This is a genomic window from Actinocrispum wychmicini (assembly GCF_004345645.1).
In the GTDB taxonomy this organism is placed as follows: domain Bacteria; phylum Actinomycetota; class Actinomycetes; order Mycobacteriales; family Pseudonocardiaceae; genus Kibdelosporangium; species Kibdelosporangium wychmicini.
On record NZ_SLWS01000003.1, the window covers coordinates 807,524 to 823,405 of the forward strand.

Annotated in this window: 14 protein-coding genes and 1 pseudogene; 8 read left to right on the top strand and 7 right to left on the bottom strand. The window is 63.9% G+C overall.

Features of this window, described 5'->3' with window-relative positions; translation table 11 throughout:
• Positions 1 to 5: 5 nt before the first annotated feature.
• Positions 6 to 3,005 carry an NACHT domain-containing protein gene (locus tag EV192_RS17690; protein ID WP_132116521.1) on the bottom strand — a complete coding sequence of 1,000 codons (3,000 nt, stop codon included), beginning with the start codon at positions 3,003 to 3,005 and terminating at the stop codon, positions 6 to 8.
• Positions 3,006 to 3,498: 493 nt separating this feature from the next.
• Between EV192_RS17690 and EV192_RS17695 the strand changes: the two genes are divergently transcribed.
• The 5 genes from EV192_RS17695 (at position 3,499) to EV192_RS17715 (ending at position 6,878) form a co-directional block, all read left to right on the top strand.
• The gene (locus tag EV192_RS17695; RefSeq protein ID WP_132116523.1) at positions 3,499 to 3,975 is read left to right on the top strand and encodes an AbrB/MazE/SpoVT family DNA-binding domain-containing protein; all 477 of its coding nucleotides are present in this window, start codon (positions 3,499 to 3,501) and stop codon (positions 3,973 to 3,975) included.
• On the top strand, positions 3,972 to 5,036 hold the full coding sequence (locus EV192_RS17700; RefSeq protein ID WP_132116525.1) for a tyrosine-type recombinase/integrase: 1,065 nt from the start codon (positions 3,972 to 3,974) through the stop codon (positions 5,034 to 5,036). The genes EV192_RS17695 and EV192_RS17700 overlap by 4 nt, the downstream gene beginning before the upstream one ends.
• On the top strand, positions 5,020 to 6,012 hold the full coding sequence (locus tag EV192_RS17705) for a DUF2637 domain-containing protein (protein WP_132116527.1): 993 nt from the start codon (positions 5,020 to 5,022) through the stop codon (positions 6,010 to 6,012). The genes EV192_RS17700 and EV192_RS17705 overlap by 17 nt, the downstream gene beginning before the upstream one ends.
• A gap of 102 nt (positions 6,013 to 6,114) precedes the next feature.
• Positions 6,115 to 6,636, top strand: a complete 522-nt coding sequence (locus EV192_RS17710; RefSeq protein ID WP_132116529.1) for a hypothetical protein — start codon at positions 6,115 to 6,117, stop codon at positions 6,634 to 6,636.
• Complete coding sequence (locus EV192_RS17715; protein ID WP_132116531.1) at positions 6,633 to 6,878, top strand: hypothetical protein; 246 nt, start codon at positions 6,633 to 6,635, stop codon at positions 6,876 to 6,878. The genes EV192_RS17710 and EV192_RS17715 overlap by 4 nt, the downstream gene beginning before the upstream one ends.
• An 833-nt stretch (positions 6,879 to 7,711) precedes the next feature.
• Here the strand turns inward: EV192_RS17715 and EV192_RS53860 are convergent.
• The gene (locus tag EV192_RS53860; RefSeq protein WP_165960431.1) at positions 7,712 to 7,882 is read right to left on the bottom strand and encodes a hypothetical protein; all 171 of its coding nucleotides are present in this window, start codon (positions 7,880 to 7,882) and stop codon (positions 7,712 to 7,714) included.
• 274 nt (positions 7,883 to 8,156) lie between these two features.
• Between EV192_RS53860 and EV192_RS17720 the strand changes: the two genes are divergently transcribed.
• Positions 8,157 to 8,666, top strand: coding sequence for an NUDIX domain-containing protein (locus EV192_RS17720; protein ID WP_243726900.1), 510 nt, complete (start codon positions 8,157 to 8,159; stop codon positions 8,664 to 8,666).
• 36 nt (positions 8,667 to 8,702) lie between these two features.
• Here the strand turns inward: EV192_RS17720 and EV192_RS17725 are convergent, their stop codons facing one another.
• Positions 8,703 to 9,929: an acyl-CoA dehydrogenase family protein gene (locus EV192_RS17725; RefSeq protein ID WP_132116533.1), complete on the bottom strand. Its 1,227-nt coding sequence runs from the start codon at positions 9,927 to 9,929 to the stop codon at positions 8,703 to 8,705.
• Positions 9,926 to 10,786: an LbetaH domain-containing protein gene (locus EV192_RS17730; RefSeq protein WP_132116535.1), complete on the bottom strand. Its 861-nt coding sequence runs from the start codon at positions 10,784 to 10,786 to the stop codon at positions 9,926 to 9,928. Before EV192_RS17730 ends, EV192_RS17725 begins: the two co-directional genes overlap by 4 nt.
• 137 nt (positions 10,787 to 10,923) lie before the next feature.
• On the opposite strand from EV192_RS17730, the gene EV192_RS17735 reads away from it, so the two are divergent.
• On the top strand, positions 10,924 to 12,336 hold the full coding sequence (locus EV192_RS17735; protein ID WP_132116537.1) for a helix-turn-helix domain-containing protein: 1,413 nt from the start codon (positions 10,924 to 10,926) through the stop codon (positions 12,334 to 12,336).
• Positions 12,337 to 12,747: 411 nt separating this feature from the next.
• Here EV192_RS17735 and EV192_RS17745 read toward each other — a convergent pair whose 3' ends face one another.
• Together EV192_RS17745 and EV192_RS57670 are read right to left on the bottom strand one after the other, a co-directional pair.
• The gene (locus EV192_RS17745; RefSeq protein WP_279493572.1) at positions 12,748 to 12,993 is read right to left on the bottom strand and encodes a helix-turn-helix domain-containing protein; all 246 of its coding nucleotides are present in this window, start codon (positions 12,991 to 12,993) and stop codon (positions 12,748 to 12,750) included.
• Positions 12,970 to 13,065: pseudogene (locus tag EV192_RS57670) on the bottom strand (recombinase family protein); the annotation flags it as partial. The gene EV192_RS17745 and the pseudogene EV192_RS57670, both read right to left, overlap by 24 nt.
• 815 nt (positions 13,066 to 13,880) lie before the next feature.
• Between EV192_RS57670 and EV192_RS17750 the strand changes: the two are divergent.
• On the top strand, positions 13,881 to 14,834 hold the full coding sequence (locus EV192_RS17750) for a calcium-binding protein (protein WP_132116543.1): 954 nt from the start codon (positions 13,881 to 13,883) through the stop codon (positions 14,832 to 14,834).
• 685 nt (positions 14,835 to 15,519) lie between these two features.
• Here the strand turns inward: EV192_RS17750 and EV192_RS56830 are convergent.
• Positions 15,520 to 15,648: an Lsr2 family DNA-binding protein gene (locus tag EV192_RS56830; RefSeq protein ID WP_424923364.1), complete on the bottom strand. Its 129-nt coding sequence runs from the start codon at positions 15,646 to 15,648 to the stop codon at positions 15,520 to 15,522.
• Positions 15,649 to 15,882 lie beyond the last annotated feature (234 nt).

The window sequence follows — 15,882 nt, forward strand, 5'->3', positions numbered from 1 at the left end:
AGCTACTAAACGTTGGGCTGGTTATCTTCGACTGTTAGCGAAGCGCCTTCCAATGCCCACGAAGTTGCCCACGACCCAAAACGGCTAAGAATATTCCCAATAACAGTTCTATGAGCCGGCCTTATTTTCCCTGTTTCAACACCACTACTCCTGTCATAAGCGTGGAGCACCAACTTCAAATTGTCGAACCCAACGACTCCGTCGAGCCTCTGGTGGACACTTCTGGTTTTGAATTCACCAGCCTCATACGTTACAAGCATGACCCAGAGCAGGAATTCCCACAGTGGTGTCACGTCTCCCAATTTGTCCGCAATTTCCGAAGCGGAGAGTTGCGGCCAATAATTAACAGCCTCATCCAACACAACGTTAAACGCGCTCGCGTCACGCAGCAACATTCTGTGCTGCGCCACGTGATCCATATGCCATGCAGTTGCGTGAATTGCATGGCTAGCCACCGTACTTGCACCCGAGTAGAGAGCATCGTAGAGGGTATCTATAAGGCTCCCAGGCGACGCAATAGAAAACGATGGAACATACAATCGTGGATAAAGACCCGCGCGAACATTAAAATGGCGCTTTTCGATCCGCCCTGTAGATATCAGGTAATCTGCCAAAGTGCTATCTATTGCCTCATCGTCAGACCTTACAAGGCCTCGACGAGCGCTGTCGTTATCTTTTCGAAGCTGTTGCTCATCACCCACTATTCGCCGAGCATAAACAATTGCGATATCGTCGAATACCGGCGAAAGCGCTTCAAACCATTCGATCTCAAAGTAGGAACCGACCCTAAGGGCTTCGAATCGCGCCCATCTCTTGCAGACTTCTGTCGCGAATAGTTTATCGAGACTAGATATCGACGAAGAGGTCGTGCTTTCCACTGCTTCAATCGATCGATGGGCTGCATCTATCATTCGAGCTCTCGGATCACGATACAACTCAAAGAACGCAACAGACGATTCGTGAGACTTATCCACACTTTTATACGTTACTTGCCAGTACCCCAGAATCTTCTCTGGCAGTGAGTTCGACACAGAGCGGGACATGGGTGAACTGTTTACAATTCGCAAACATAGCGATAGATACTTGTCGCGATGACTACCAGAAAATGCTCGCCCCGACCCTAGGAGCTTCTTTAATACTTGCTCGGCGCCACGATCATATTTGTCGTCTATCGCCTGAACCATCACATCTGGTACTACCGAGCTAGGGTCTGCGTCGAATGCAGCTATAATTGCATTTGTGACCTCATCCACACTTTGCGCCAGACGGACTAGACACTCCGCTGCATAAAACTCCATGAATGTTCGATGGGTAAATGCAAACAGCCTGTTTCCTCTGCTGTTGTACCCCTTTGCGGAGAGCAGCCAAGCACGGTCCGCGCAAAAGTCAACGAATTGCGCCGCTCGTACGCGATCTTCAGGTGGGTCGATAGATGCAGTATCTCTAAAGAAGATTGCAATAATTTGAACTAGTTGTTGTTCTTCAAGTCCGCCTTGCGCAGATTGGCTGGTATAGAAGAATCTTGCCAGCTCTTGCATGAGGCGATGCCCGTATTGCCGATGATCGAACGGCTGATCGATTTGACGCATAGCGTCCCAGCGTTGAAACAGCAGTTCGGAACACTCCCGATAAACCTGTCTCCGGTTCCGTGGGATATAACCTCGCGCCCTGTAAAGAGTACACAGCAGTGACAACATGAGCGGATTACGGCGAATATCGAAAATCGACGCTGTCTCCCGCAGAAATGCGTCGCCTTCAGCGGTATCTCGACGTGTAATGTCGAACCACCTTTGAACGTACTCAAAAACCTGCTCGTCAGAGAACTCGTCGAGTTCAAATACTTGAAAACTTTGATCGTCGAATTTCGCTCTTGCATATCCGACTCGACGGGCAGTCGCTAACATTGGAGCATACGGAAATCTCCGACTAAACGCCTCGATCTGGCGAATAAATTGCCGTCGACGAGATAGATCGATAATTTCGTCTACGCCATCAAAGATGACGTAGACTGACCCTACAGTCAATGCGTCAATTATTGTTGATTCTTCTATCTGGATCGACTCGGCAACCTCAAGGCCATCCACTATGTACGATGTGAGCGGCACTCCCCATGAGTTCGCCGCATAGTTGCGACATTGCACCAAGATCGGGACCGTTTCCGACTCTGTCGACTCAATTAGTCTGTGCGCTGTATGCTGCACCAGAGTACTTTTCCCTGCGCCAGGATCTCCAATGACGACAATACGCGGTATGCTCTTGCTGGCAGACAAGAGAAAGTCGGACTGAAAGTACTGCTCTTCGCTTCGGTGACGCTTTAACGCCCGATCTACATACAAATGGTCGACGTCAACGCGGTATTCGTCGTGCGCATGTGCGAGAGTCAGCTCTCGATAGGAGTCCTCAGCAGCATTTCGTATGTCAGATACGGCGTTTCTACATATAGACAATCGAGATACAGATCCAAAAAGATCAACTAGATCGCGGATATACCTCGGCGCCGGCCGCTTTCCTCCTTGAAGTATATGAGCCCCTGGGGAGAAACGAGAGAAATAGGCTGCCATCTCTTCCGAATCTATATGGCTCTTTACCATCGGCACAGCTGCCAGAATAAATTGAGTAACTAGACTCCAAAGGTCACCAGCTATCGTATTCCAGGGATTCTCATAACCTCCGCATCGCGCAGTGGCTAGGTCTACAAATGCTTCCTGAATGCATTGCAGGGGCGCTTCGAGATCTTCGTACTCGCGACCGGCTACCTTTAGCACCGCCCACGATTGTATCAGCGAGCCGACTTCTTTGGACTCAAGAAATGCTTCAATATCGGAACACTGCTCGTCTGATACGATCGCAAGAGTGTTGCCCTGCTCGTCTTCTATGGAGTGATAGGCGTTCTCTATAACGTTGTCAACGAGCGAGGGATTCTCCGGTCCGAGCAGTGCATTAATCGCCCTTGAGGCCACCCGTCCTGCGAATGCCCCAATCGTAATCTGAATCGGATCGATCAATTTCGCCCGTTCCTTGAACGATTACCTCGTTTGTACGTCGCCGTCAGCTTACCATCTGCCTTCAGAGGAGCGAATTGGTGGCGCCTAGACGTGTCAGGTATTGGGGTCGACACTACCTTCCGTGGTGTGACGGACGACCCTGCGCGGTACGACTTCGCATCTGCTACGTCTCGCCAGCCAAGGTCCACCGTGGGATCGAGAAGGACTACACGGTCAACGACGCCCACGACGAGAGCCGAACGCCGCATTGAGCGAGACCCCAACCGACTCGACTACTGAACCCAGAAGGTGCGTCCTCGCATAGTTGACGTACCCCAACTCAGGTCAACTCCTGCACATCGCGCCCAGTCTAACGCCCGAGGTAGAGGCGGGTGAATAGTGTGCAAGATCGTCCTCGGACACCATCGCAGGTGAGGTTTCCCCTACAGCGACAGTCACTTGACCACGCTCGACGTGGACTTTTTCAAGTCGTCCCCATGTGTGGGGGGCGGTCATGACTGGACTCGTGATCGCTCCGGTTATCCCCTCGTCGACCAGTGCCGCGCGTACCCGCTCCCAGAAGTCGTCCGCGCGCCGGGTGTTGCCGTTAGTCACCGTCGCTACGCCGCCGGCCGCTCCGGCGGACGTCATCTACGGCATGGGCCGCATGGATGCCTCCGGTCGGATCGCTGACCGAACCGTCACCCACGCGTTGGGCTGGCACGCCGGCGATCGGCTCACCCTGACCGGCACCCCAGGTGGAGTGATCGCACGCCGTGCCCCTGACGGCATGGTCACCCTCACGACCCGGCCCTACATCACGATCCCCGCAGCGCTGCGCCGCCGCTGTGGCCTGCAACCCGGCGACCGGGTGCTGTTGGCCGCGAAACTCGGCGACAACCTGATGACGGTGTACCCGCTGGCGGTGGTGGACCAGGCCATCCGCGAGCACCGCCGATCTACCGACCACCTGGGCGGTGACCGGTCATGACCACGCAACCAAGCCCGCGGTCCCGTGCGGTGCGCCAAGAAGACCTGGACGCCGCCCTGCTGTTGCTGGACCGGATGGGCCTGACCGCGGCCGACCTAGCAACCGTCCCGGTAGACCGGCCACCAGCACCCACGTTCGCCGAATACATCCCGACCGTGTCCGCCGCCGTCACCGCAGGCACCCGCCGGGTCTACAGCACCTACTGGAACCGCATCCTGGCCCACTGGGCCGACTGGCCCCTGACCAAACCCGACGCCTCCGACGTGCGCACGTTGGCCGAACACGTCAAAACCCACGTAGTGCGGCGGAGCAACGCCCGCGGTGGGCGCAGCGCTGTAGAACACCTCATCTCCGCGTTGCGGTGCGTCTACCGCTACGCGGTGGACGACGGCTTGATCGACGAGGCGGACAACCCAGCCCGCAAGGTCGACAAACCCCGCCGACTGCCCACCACCCGCCGCGCCATCGCCGACCGCCGACTGGTCGAGATCAACCGCGTCGCGACCACCACCGGCGACGACCCAGAGTTGGACACCCTGCTGCTGCGGCTGCACACCGAAACCGCCTGCCGCCGCGGCGGCGCCCTCGCACTACGTCCACAAGACCTGGACCCGACCCAATGCCTGATCCTGCTGCGGGAAAAAGGCGAAACCGTCCGCTGGCAACCCGTCTCCCCCACCCTCATGACCCATCTCCAACGACACGCCCAGGAGCGCAACGCACCCCAGGCCGGACAGCTGCTGCGCTACCTCGCCGGCCGCCCGATCACTCGACGCCGCTACGACTACCTCTGGGAACGGATCCGAGAACACTTGCCGTGGGCGGCCACCCAAGGAGTGTCCACACACTGGCTACGACACACCACACTCACGTGGGTCGAACGCAACTTCAGCTACGCCATCGCCCGCGCCTACGCCGGCCACAACGACAACGGCGGCAAAGATCCCGGCACCACCGCCACCTACGTCCAAGCCGACATCGACGAAATCGCCACCGCACTGGCCGCACTCACCGGCGAACCCCACCCACTAGCCATCGTGGACGGTGACGACCGTGTCTAACCCGGCCACCCACGAACCCGCTCCGGCATCAAATCCGGCCACCATTCCGGACGGTACCGGCACTGCCGACGCCACACCGCGACGCAAGCGCAGGCGCAGGCGCAATATGGTGCGCGGCACAACGGTATTCGCCGTCAGCGTGGTGGCCGCCGTCGCGGCCGCGGTGTCGTTCATGCACATGCAGGAACTAGCCGCCCGCGCTGGCGAAGGTTGGCGCTCCTGGCTCATCCCCTTGGCCATCGACGGTCTCGTGGTCGCGGCCAGCATGACCATGGTCGTGCGCCGCCGAGCCGGCCGGAAAACCGGCTGGCTGGCCTGGACCAGCATCACCCTCGGCATCACCGCATCATTGGCCGCCAACATCGCCGCCGCCGAACCCACCCTGATCGGCCGAGCCGTCGCCGCCTGGCCACCCGTAGCGCTGCTGTTGGCCTACGAACTGCTGATGGGCCAAATCCAGGTCACCAACAACCTCACGGCCTCCACACAAGACATCCCGCGGCCGGAACACCAACCGGACGCCACACCGACGGTCGCCACGGCGTCTTCACAACCGTCCACGACGGACGACTCCACCGCCATGCCGGCCACCACGAACGACGCTTCGTCAACGACGGCGGCGCCGAAGGGTACAGCGACCACAGCCCTCGCGGTGAGTAGCAACCTCGTCGACGGCACGGTCAGCCGACCGGCACTCACGCCGATCCTGATGGCAGTGCCGGATGTCGACGAGAACACCGACGAGAACGTCCGGCGCGCGGCGCGCGCGTACTACCTGAAAACACTCGCCCACGGACTGCCCTGCACCGGCCGAGAACTCGCCGACATGTACGACCGATGCGAACGCTGGGGCCGCTACCAAATCCGCGCCGCCCGCCGCACCCACACCACCACCCGTACGGCACACCACGCGACTGGCTCCACCTCACCGCCAGCAACGGGGCACAGCACGCCCAGCGCACAGCCCACCAGCTGACCAACCGCTCACGTCCCTCGGCAGCACGCTGCCCGCGCGGTGACGCCCTGATGGCCGAACGACCCGCGTCCTGCCGACCAACCACCTGTGGGAGAAGACCCGATGTTCGACATCACCGACGGAGCCACGAACGCCCTTGCCTACGACGGCGCCAAACGCGTGATCCACGACGTACTCCGCGCCCAGCACGGCCAGGACGCCGTGATCCGTCGACCGATCAGCGCACAGATCACCATCCCCAGCTGGCAGCCAGCCAGCTACGTCGCCGGTATCGCCGCGGCCCGCACACTGGCCGCGTTCGCCCACCAGTTGATGCGTGACTATGCACGCAAAGCCCGCGGCGAGGGCAGCACCTGGGCCGAACTCGCCGCACCACTGGGCATCACACCCGACCACAACGGCACCACCGACCCGGCCGAAGCCGCATTCCTGGCCGTCGCAGGGAAGTCACCCCGACGGTTCGACACCCCCACCGTGTCATGGACCTGCACCAGTTGCGACCGCACCATCACCGACCGCGGCCCGTACAACGGCCACCCCGCCGACAACGAAACCGGCCACACCACCAGCTGCGGCCGCCACAACACCGAGATCACCCACTACATGGCGGAGTTGGACGCATGAACGCACACGAATTGCCGACCTGGAACGTCATGGTCCTCAACACGCGGGAAAGCCTGGACACCGCACGCAACGCCGCCACCGACGCCCGCGACTGGATCATGTCCGACTGGCAACCGGTCGGCAGCACCCTCACCAACGAAGCCGCCGAGGCCCGCACCGAGATACTCAAAATCGTCCACGAGATCAAAGCCCTGGTCGACCAAGGAAAAGACGCCCTGCGACGGGCACAGAACGGTACCTGAGGCTCCCGCCGAAGACGTTCAGGCGCTGACTGCGGATCCGACGCTGCGTCCACGTCGAAATGGCGCACGACTGGTCATCCACAACGACGTAAGCCCTGTCGACTCGTTCGAGTCGACAGGGCCTTTCCTGTAGTGACACGCACGGAAGCGCGGGTCAGGACAGGCGGCGTGAGTGTCGATCGCAGGCGGGTGCCGGGCAATAATGATCTCTACAAATGCTCTACTTGGCTTACAATCACGAAGCACTGGCATTCACAACGGTCAAACTCCGGCCTGCACGATCTGCGGTTTCGACTCAATGTTCACTTCCGACTGTTTTGAGACGCCCGGCGCCTCAACCCTGGGGCGTCCCTCCGCGAAGAGGTACAAGAACCAGGCTACCAGCAGCCTTTGAGTACCCGGTTCCAGACGAGATTTCCCAGGTGCAGGTACTGGTCAGTCCACAATAGTCCAGCGTGCTGAGAACCCACTCTTGGAGAGTCTCGCTGCGCGTTTGGCCACTCATTCAATCGCTAGGTCTTGCCATCGCACTTCCCCAGCCCGGCCTGGTCCTTGGCGTGGTCGGCCCGTCCTGCCCGGCAGATCTCGGCGCCACGCCTCGATCTCAGGTAGCCGGCTGGCGTACCAGCCTGACACAACCCGCTCGGCGGATTCCTCATCGGCGATCGGTTCACCGTGGTCGTCAATCTCGTACGCCCCGATCCGCACGTCAGGTTCGGGGAACGGATGCGTCGAGCCTTTCGGGTAACGCTCCAACCACTTGCTGACCGCATGACGAGAGACCGGACTTGACAGAGCCCGGCCCACTCCCGTCATGTCCAAAAGGTGTTTGGTCACGCGCCGAGCACCCCCTGATTGTCGATCTCGTGCCGCGGGATCAACTCCCATCCCTCCGGCATCACCGGACCGACGACCACAGCCGGCACGTCGTCGACGGGCTCGTCGAGCACCAATTGACCATGCCGTTGTGCGATCAAGTCCACGGTGTTGAACAGTGCGAGCATCGCAACCCCTTAAGTTGTCTCTAATAGCGACAACTTAACACCTCCACTGATGACACGTCTACATCCGAGACAACTTTCTGTTTGCATGCAATGGGCTCGCATCTGCTGAGAGGAATGCGTGCCGTGGCAGCACAAACACTCGCGCCTGTAGTGCGCCTCTCCCTTCTTGTTGTTCCTCCCCAAGGAAGGCAGACGCATGTCTATGGCTCTCGCCGGTCCCGGTCGGCCGACCCCGTCCCGCTGGTCCGTGAGCCTGGTGGCTAGGGTGCCGCAGGTGACCACATCGGAATCCGCCCCCACTGCTGTGCTGCCCGTGGCGCAGTACGTGGCGGGCTTGGCCCGTAAGCGTATGGCCGCCGGAGTGCTATTCCGCGACGAGCAGGGCCGGGTGTTGTTGGTCGAGCCGTCCTACAAGCCGAACTGGGAGATCCCCGGCGGGGCGGTGGAGGCTGACGAGTCCCCGTGGGCGACGGCATCCCGCGAACTGGCCGAGGAGTTGGGGTTGGGCCACCCGGTGGGGCGGCTGCTGGTAGTGGACTACGTCCGTCCGCAGGACTCGCGGCCTGAGGGCGTGGTGATGGTGTTCGACGGCGGTGTGCTGAACGAGACCGACGTGGTGGGAATGGTGTTCCCGGACGCGGAAATCCTGTCTGCCGGGTTCCACACACTGGCGGACGCCAGGGACAAGGTAAAGCCCCTGCTGGCGGACCGCCTTGCTGCGGCGCTGGAGGCCGTGGAGCAGGGCGTGACCGTGTTGTGTGAGCAGGGACAGCGTATCGCCTGACCAGGCAGCGATACGCTGTCCCTGCCACGGTCGCGGTTACGCGGTCATTGGGACGGACATGAGCTTGCTGCGTGTCGCGGTGTGCTCACCAGCCGCGTCTCGCTCGGTAGTGTGGTGTTTGCCCGCCGTCCGGTACAGGCTGTCGTAGATGCCGTCGGCGTAGAGAAGCCCGTTGAGGTCGCGTCGTGTCTTGGCGGTTTGGCAGTCGGCGCGGAACCCGGCCGCGCCCAGCAGTAGCGCCAGTTCGGCGGCGGTGGAGTTGGCGGTATCGATGCCATGTGCCTTCATCGCCGCTCCCCACAGTTCGGCGTCGTAGTGTCCGGTGTCGGCCAAGTGGGCGGCAACAACGGCGCCGAGCAATGCGGTGACGAGCTGGGCGTGCGCGCGGCCGAGGGTGACCAGCGCGGAGTCCCGCAGCCGTGGCAGATCCCCGCTGGCCTGCCGGGCACTGAGCCCGGCGGTGACGGTGTCGAAGATCGCCGCGGCGCCGCCCAACGCCGTCGCGGTGACCAGCGGCCGATAGCTGGCGAAGTGCTTGCGCAGCAAGGCCATCCCATGCCCCTGCAGGACATCCTCAGGTCGGATCGGCACGGCGTCGAGGTCGAGAACGCCCCAAGTCCATCCCGCCAACCCTGCCGGCGGGATGGACTGGCGACGCAGACCCGGCTCGGTGCCGTCCACCGCGGCGGCGGTCAGGCGGCCGTCAGGGGCGCGGAAGAACACCACGAACACCGCGGCCTCGGTCAGGCGGCTGATCCAGGTCTTGCACCCAGTGACCAGCCACATGCCCGCCGGTCCAGGGACCGCACGTGTGCGGGTTTCCGCCGGGCGGGACCCGCCATGAGGTTCAGTGACGGCAATCCCGGCCAACTCTCCGGCCACCAAACGAGGGATCCACCGCTGCTGGGCCTGCGGGCTGCCGTAGTGAGCGATGAGGCGGCCATGTCCGAGTCCGGTGGTGTCGCGCAGGTCAATGTCGCGGTAGCCACACACGAACTGCGCCAGCACCTGAAATGGCGCCGGCTCGCCCGTGGTGTCGATGTGGCCACGCCGGCCCAGCTCATGCCGGATCACCCGCAGCCGGCGACTTCGCTCAGCCCCGGCAGGCAGATCCGAACTCACCGGGTGGTCAGCCAGGGCTTGGTCCAGCGCGGTGGTCAGCGCGGTCAGCCGTGTCCAGTCGACCCGGTCTCCAGGGTCGAGCACAGCTCGCAGTGGTTGCAGCCAGGTCGTGATGGCCTCACCGTGCCCGGTCGGGTTCACCGGGCTGTCCCCTGCACGCGGGCCGGGTGGCCGTAGGCCAGTGCGCCCGGCGGGATGTCGTGGGTGACCAGCGAGGCGGCCCCGATCAGGGCGTGCTCGCCGATCGTCACTCCGGCCAGCACCACCGAGCCGCTGCCGATCTTGGCGCCGGTGTCGAACCGTGGGGCTGCCAACCTCGGCTGGCGGTGTGGGTCGCGCCAGGTCAGCGTCTTGTCGTTGATCGTGCGAACGCCTGCGCCGAGGAACACTCGGTCGGCCAGCACGGTGGAGCTGGTGATGTGCGAGCCGGGTGAGCAACGCACGTCGCGGCCGATGCGGGTGGCGCGCTCCACCGTGATGTGGTGGCCGAGCTGGCTGTCCGCGCCGATCTGGACGGCGGTACGCAGGAGCGTATGGTGCCCAATCAGCGTGTTGACCCCGGCCTGCACGTCGGCGTAGACGACCGCGCCCGCGCGGACCACCACGCCCGCGCCGATCACTGTCCCGCCGCCAGCGCCGGGGCGGATCCGCCCGACGGCGTAGCCGAGTTCGGGCTTGCCGAGCACGGCGTGCTCCTCGACGCGGGCCTGCTCGCCGATCGTGGTACCGCCGTGGATGATTGCGAACGGGCCGAGCACCGCGCCGGAGTGGACCACGACCGGGCGCGGTGTGCCCAGCTCGTCGGCAGGCACGAACACCGTGAACCGACTGATCACCGCGTTCTGGTCGGCGTGCAGCAGCCCCGCGCGGTCCAGGTCGGCCGCGGACAGTTCCCGCCCACGACCGAAGAACTCGGCGCCGACGGAGTTGGGAGAATGGTCATCGTGTCCCTCCGCGCGCGGCAGGGACGGGTGGGCTGCCGCGGCAGCGTCCAGCACACGACCGTGGCCATCCCGGTGACCAGCGGTGTTGCAGAGGTAGGCAGACGGTTTGCGAGGTATGCAAATCGGCTGGCACGGACGGTGAGCGGTTGGCTACGCTGACAGGCCCCGGCCTGAGCAAGGAGCGCAGGCGAATGGTTTCGACCCGCGCAATCTGGCAGACCGATACTGTGCGCGCCGCCCTCGCATCCGGTGATCTCGGCACGATCGTGCGCAGCGTCCGCCGCGCAAACCACCTCACCCTCGCCGAACTCGCCCAGCGATGCGGCTACTCCGCCTCAACACTGTCGCGAATGGAACGTGGCAAGCAGCCGCTGCGCGATGTGGGGGTGCTACGCAGCCTGACCGAGGCGCTACGAATTCCCCCTTTCCTGTTCGGGCTGGTCGACACTCCACCGCGTTCCGTGCGGACGGCACGGCCTGTCGCTAGGGTCGGCGTAATCCTAGTGCCGGACGAGGAGACCGATCCCATGCGTCGTCGCACGCTTCTGGCGGGACTGACCGGCTTGGCCGGCACTACAGTGCTCGGCACTGCCTCACAGTCTTGGGCCACCGCCACGCCGGCCGAGGCGAGCCCGGTGGGCACCCTGGAGCGCGTCCTGCTCGCTCCTCCCGCGACCGGTGGGATCCCGGTGGCAGTGCAGCGCCTGCGGGAGCAGGTGGCAGAGGCGCGTTCGGTGTTCCAACTCGGCCGCTACACCGACGTCGCCGGCCGACTGCCTGACCTGTTGTCCGCTGCGATGGCCACCCGCGCCGACGGTGCCACCAGCGAGCACATCGCCGACGCGAGCGGACTGCTCGCCGAGCTGCACACGCTAGCTTCCGAACTGATGGTCAAATTCGGCAACGACCAGCTCGCCTGGACCACCGCCGACCGGGCACTGCAGGCCGCCTACGGCGCCAACGACATCCTCACCCAAGCCAGCGCACACCGAGCGTGGGCGATCGTGCTACGCCGCGCCGGCCACGCCGAGACTGCTCAGCGGCTGGTCGTCGACACCGCCGCCGACCTGCAACCCGACTTGCACCGTGGGCCGGAATACCTGTCGGTGTACGGATCACTGCTGTCCACCGCCGCCTACACCGCTGCAGTGGACGGGGACCGCGACACCGCACGCACGCTCATCGGCGAAGCCGTCGACGCCGCCACCCGGCTCGGCGCCGACGCCAACCACCGGTTCACCGCGTTCGGACCCACCGGCGTCGGCCTGTACCGGATCAGCATCGCCCGCGTCCTCGGTGACTACGGCACCGCCATCGAAGCCGCGCAACGGATCAATCCGATCGGCATCCCGCTGGTGGAACGCCGCGCCCGCTACTGGTCTGACATCGCCCGCTCGTTCCACGCCTGGGGCAAGCCCGAACAGTGCTATCGCGCACTGCTGGCCGCCGAACGTGCGTCCGCGGACGAAGTCCGCTACCGCAAACCAATCCAACAGATCACCACCAGTCTGCTTCAGCATCCGACCGCGCATACCTTGCCTGGCCTGCACGCATTCGCCGCACGCACCGGCACAATCACAGGCCGGGATCTTCCGTCCACATAGTCCTGAGCACGGCATGGAACTCCGTGATGAATGAGTGCCGCCGTGCCGGCAATCTCGGCACGGTGGCACGGCAGGTGCTGGAATGCGGCTTGCACTCGCGAACTCCCCGCTGCGGACGGCAACGATCAGCCGAGCAGCGGCAAGACAGCGGACACTACGGTCCTTGACGGGGCAGGACGGCCCGCGCTGGGACCAGTTGGTCAGTGACGCGAACCGTCGCACGTCGACCGTCGGCATAGGCGATGTCATAGCCGACCACGGCCAGCCAGTCCCCCTTCGCCGATCGGAACCACCCGCTCAACTGCCCCTTGACCTGCCCCTCCATATCCAACCCATCGGCAACCGTGTGCAACGGCGCACCAGGGTCACGGCCGAAGAGCAGATCGAGGTTCACCCAGACCGACTTGACCATCACGTGACGGCCATGCAGGCGCGGGTGTTGCGATAGACGACCAAGGCGCAGGCGCCGCCAGCGCCGTAGGCATGCAGCTGCCGGTAGAGGGTGGTGCGCCCGACGTGGAAGGTCTCGGCGATCTCCTCGACGGTGTGCTTGCCGGAGTCGTACATCTGTTGTGCGGTGTCCAGTTGCCGTTGCGACAATGCCGATGGCCGGCCACCGACGCGGCCGCGGGCGCTCGCGGCGGCCAGGCCGTCCATGGTGCCCTCGACGATCATCTCCCGGTCGTACTCGGCCAGCGCCGCCAGGAAGTGGAACACCAGCCGCCCGCCGGGGGTGGAGAGGCGTTCCCGGAGTTCCTGTCATGCCCGGTGGAGGCCACTCGCGCCGTCGCGGCGCACCCGGCCAGGCTGTGACCGGCGACCGATAGCACGCTCCGCCGCCCGACCCGGCCCGCTCCTCCTCAACCCGGCGAGCCGCACGGTGTGACCAGCGGACGACTTTGTGACCGCGGGCGGCGGAGCACGCACCACGCTTCCTAATGTGATGCAGGTCACGGGTGAATGTTGTTTGCGGTCACGATCCGTGACCAGCGGGCCGCACATGTCCAGTGTGGACGCACCATGTGGGGGTCGCCCTATCGTGGCTGGTCAACGGAGGTGATTGGGTGTGCGGCCGTCAGGTTGGGTGGCGTGGTGACGCGCCCGGGCGCATCATTCCAGTATCTCGTTGGTTACTCGCCGTGCGCGTCCGGTGTGCGGTGAGTCCCCCTCGTGCGGGAGGTCGTCATGATTGCTCCTCAACGCCTTTCTCGGATCGCGGCGGCGACGGTGCTGGTCGGCGGCAGGCAATCGGGGTTCGGCAGCGGACTGGCGGGCAGTGGCCCGGACGGCGGCGCGGGCAGCTTCGGCAACCTTCTGACCGGCGCCCGGGCCGCGGGCGGCTCGGGCTCCGGAACCCTCTCATCAACGGCGTCGCCTTGCCCGGCCTCGGCGGGGTTGTCACCACCTGCATCGGCCTCGGCGCCAAACCCGGGGCCGCCCATCTCAAGACACCGGCCAGTGCATACAGGTCGCACGTGCCCCGGGCCTGCGAAATCCGCCGCAGCTGCTGGGAGGGCATTCTTCACGAAAGGAGTCCGGTCCAGATGAAACACTATCGGAGTGCGGCGGCAGTCGTGGTGACCCTCGTTGTCGGGTACCTGCTTGCCGGGACGGGAACCGCGGCGTACGCCCAGAGTTTCTGCAACGGCCTTCCAGCGACTATCGTAAGTAATGCCGAACCCATCATCGGCACGGCAGGCGACGACGTCATCGTCGGCGGGCCGACTGGACAGGTCATCTGGGCTGGGGGCGGTAATGACACCATCTGTGGCGGTGGTGGAGACGACGTCCTTTACGGTGAGAGCGGCAACGACACTATTATGGCAGACCCCGATGATAAGGTAAACGGCGATTCAGGGGACGACACGATCAATATCGCCGATGGACCGGCCCCGGCATTCCAGGAGACTTTCAAGGGAGGCCCTGGCAACGACACCATCAACGGCTCAAATGGTACCGACCGCATCAGTGGCGGCCCTGGCAACGACACCATCAACGGCGGGGGCGGCGGCGACCTGTTGAACGGCGAACAATCGGAGTATCTCGCGACGGGCGACGACGTCATCAACGGCGGAGACGGCAACGACACCATCGACGGCAACAACGGCAACGACATCATCGACGGTGGCGCGGGAGAGGACACGATTTCGGGCGGCAATGGCGACGACACCATCCATGGTGGTGACGACGGGGACACGATCCACGGCGGCCGGGGGGATGACGTGGTGTACGGCGACGCCGGCGACGACCGGATCTGCGGAGATTCCAACGCGCCCCCGTTCGGACCCTGTGTCGAAACCGTGGTGGTGAGCACGCTCGTGACCGACAACTATGGCGGCGGGGATGAGCTGTACGGCGGCGACGGCGACGACTCGCTCGACGGCGGTGACACCGTCTCTCTTCTCGCCGGTGAACCTGACGACGTCTACGAAGACACCGCTGACGGCGGCGCGGGCGATAACTCGTGCGGCAACGTCGACACTGAAACCAACTGCTGACCGACACCCAGGTGCGCGACGCGCGACCCCGATGCGGGCCGCGCGTCGTCCCGCATGAACTCGTGGTCCTTGTACAGAGCACCGAGGAGATGGCACATCACGCTAGCCCGACCAGCGGGACGCGTCGCCAGAAAACGCTTCGCCGTGATCCACTCCGCGGCCGGTCGTGGTGACGATGCCGGGCCGCTCCTACCGCGTCACCGGCGCGGTGTCTATCGTGGACGGCGAATAACCGCCCGGTCTGTGTCGGTTCGGGCTCCTTGGTCACCGCGAAGGACCCCGTACTCACTGTGTCGGACTCACAGGCGGGCTCAGCTGTGTCTTCCGGTCGGTGCCCGCCTGTCTGGGCGAGGGCGTGCTGCGCTGGACCCAGCCCGACGCTGTATCGCGCTCACCACGCCTCCCTGTGCTTTCGCCAACTGCTTGCGAAGGTCCTCGATGGCACCTGGTCGTTCAGTCGGGAGTCCTGGGCCGTCTCCCGCAGCAGGCCCGGCGGCGCCGCGCCAATTGCCCAACCGAGGAGAACCTGCAACGCCGCGAGGGCTGGCCAGATCCGGCCGACGCCCGAACTCGATCACCGAACCCTATGACTGGGTTCGATCGGGGTGCGGTGGCGAATAGCGCATAGCCGGAACATCGCACCTCCACCAGTTCATCGAGCACCCGGCCGACTGTCGGTGTCCGGTCAGCGGTGAGCGTCCTCGTATTCGGCGCGGATATGTCCTGGAATCCGACCACGGTTGGCGACCCGGTGCCCCTGAGCGCGTGCCCACCGTCGAATCACGTCGTTGCTTGTCCTACTGCCTGCTGCCACCGAGGGTGCGGCAGGTGGTGCCCCGTGAAGTCGGGCTGGTGCTGCGCGGGACCGGATGGGCCGCGCCGTTCACCCCGATCCCGCCGACACCAAGCACACGCCTGACAGCGGCTGAGCAGCAGCGCCAGGCGGCCAGCGCGGGGATCCGTCGCGGTGAACACGATCAGCGCGCTGCTGGCCGAATGCGCGGCCAGCCCGGTGCCGTGCCGCAAGACCGCCGCCGGCGGCGTCGGT

Bases quoted from the DNA above. Each gene is read 5' to 3' on its own strand.
- EV192_RS17695 (WP_132116523.1), top strand. From the start codon at position 3,499: ATGACTGGACTCGTGATCGCTCCGGTTATCCCCTCGTCGACCAGTGCC.
- EV192_RS17700 (WP_132116525.1), top strand. From the start codon at position 3,972: ATGACCACGCAACCAAGCCCGCGGTCCCGTGCGGTGCGCCAAGAAGAC.
- EV192_RS17710 (WP_132116529.1), top strand. From the start codon at position 6,115: ATGTTCGACATCACCGACGGAGCCACGAACGCCCTTGCCTACGACGGC.
- EV192_RS17715 (WP_132116531.1), top strand. From the start codon at position 6,633: ATGAACGCACACGAATTGCCGACCTGGAACGTCATGGTCCTCAACACG.
- EV192_RS53860 (WP_165960431.1), bottom strand. From the start codon at position 7,882: ATGCTCGCACTGTTCAACACCGTGGACTTGATCGCACAACGGCATGGT.
- EV192_RS17735 (WP_132116537.1), top strand. From the start codon at position 10,924: ATGGTTTCGACCCGCGCAATCTGGCAGACCGATACTGTGCGCGCCGCC.
- EV192_RS17745 (WP_279493572.1), bottom strand. From the start codon at position 12,993: ATGGACGGCCTGGCCGCCGCGAGCGCCCGCGGCCGCGTCGGTGGCCGG.
- EV192_RS17750 (WP_132116543.1), top strand. From the start codon at position 13,881: ATGAAACACTATCGGAGTGCGGCGGCAGTCGTGGTGACCCTCGTTGTC.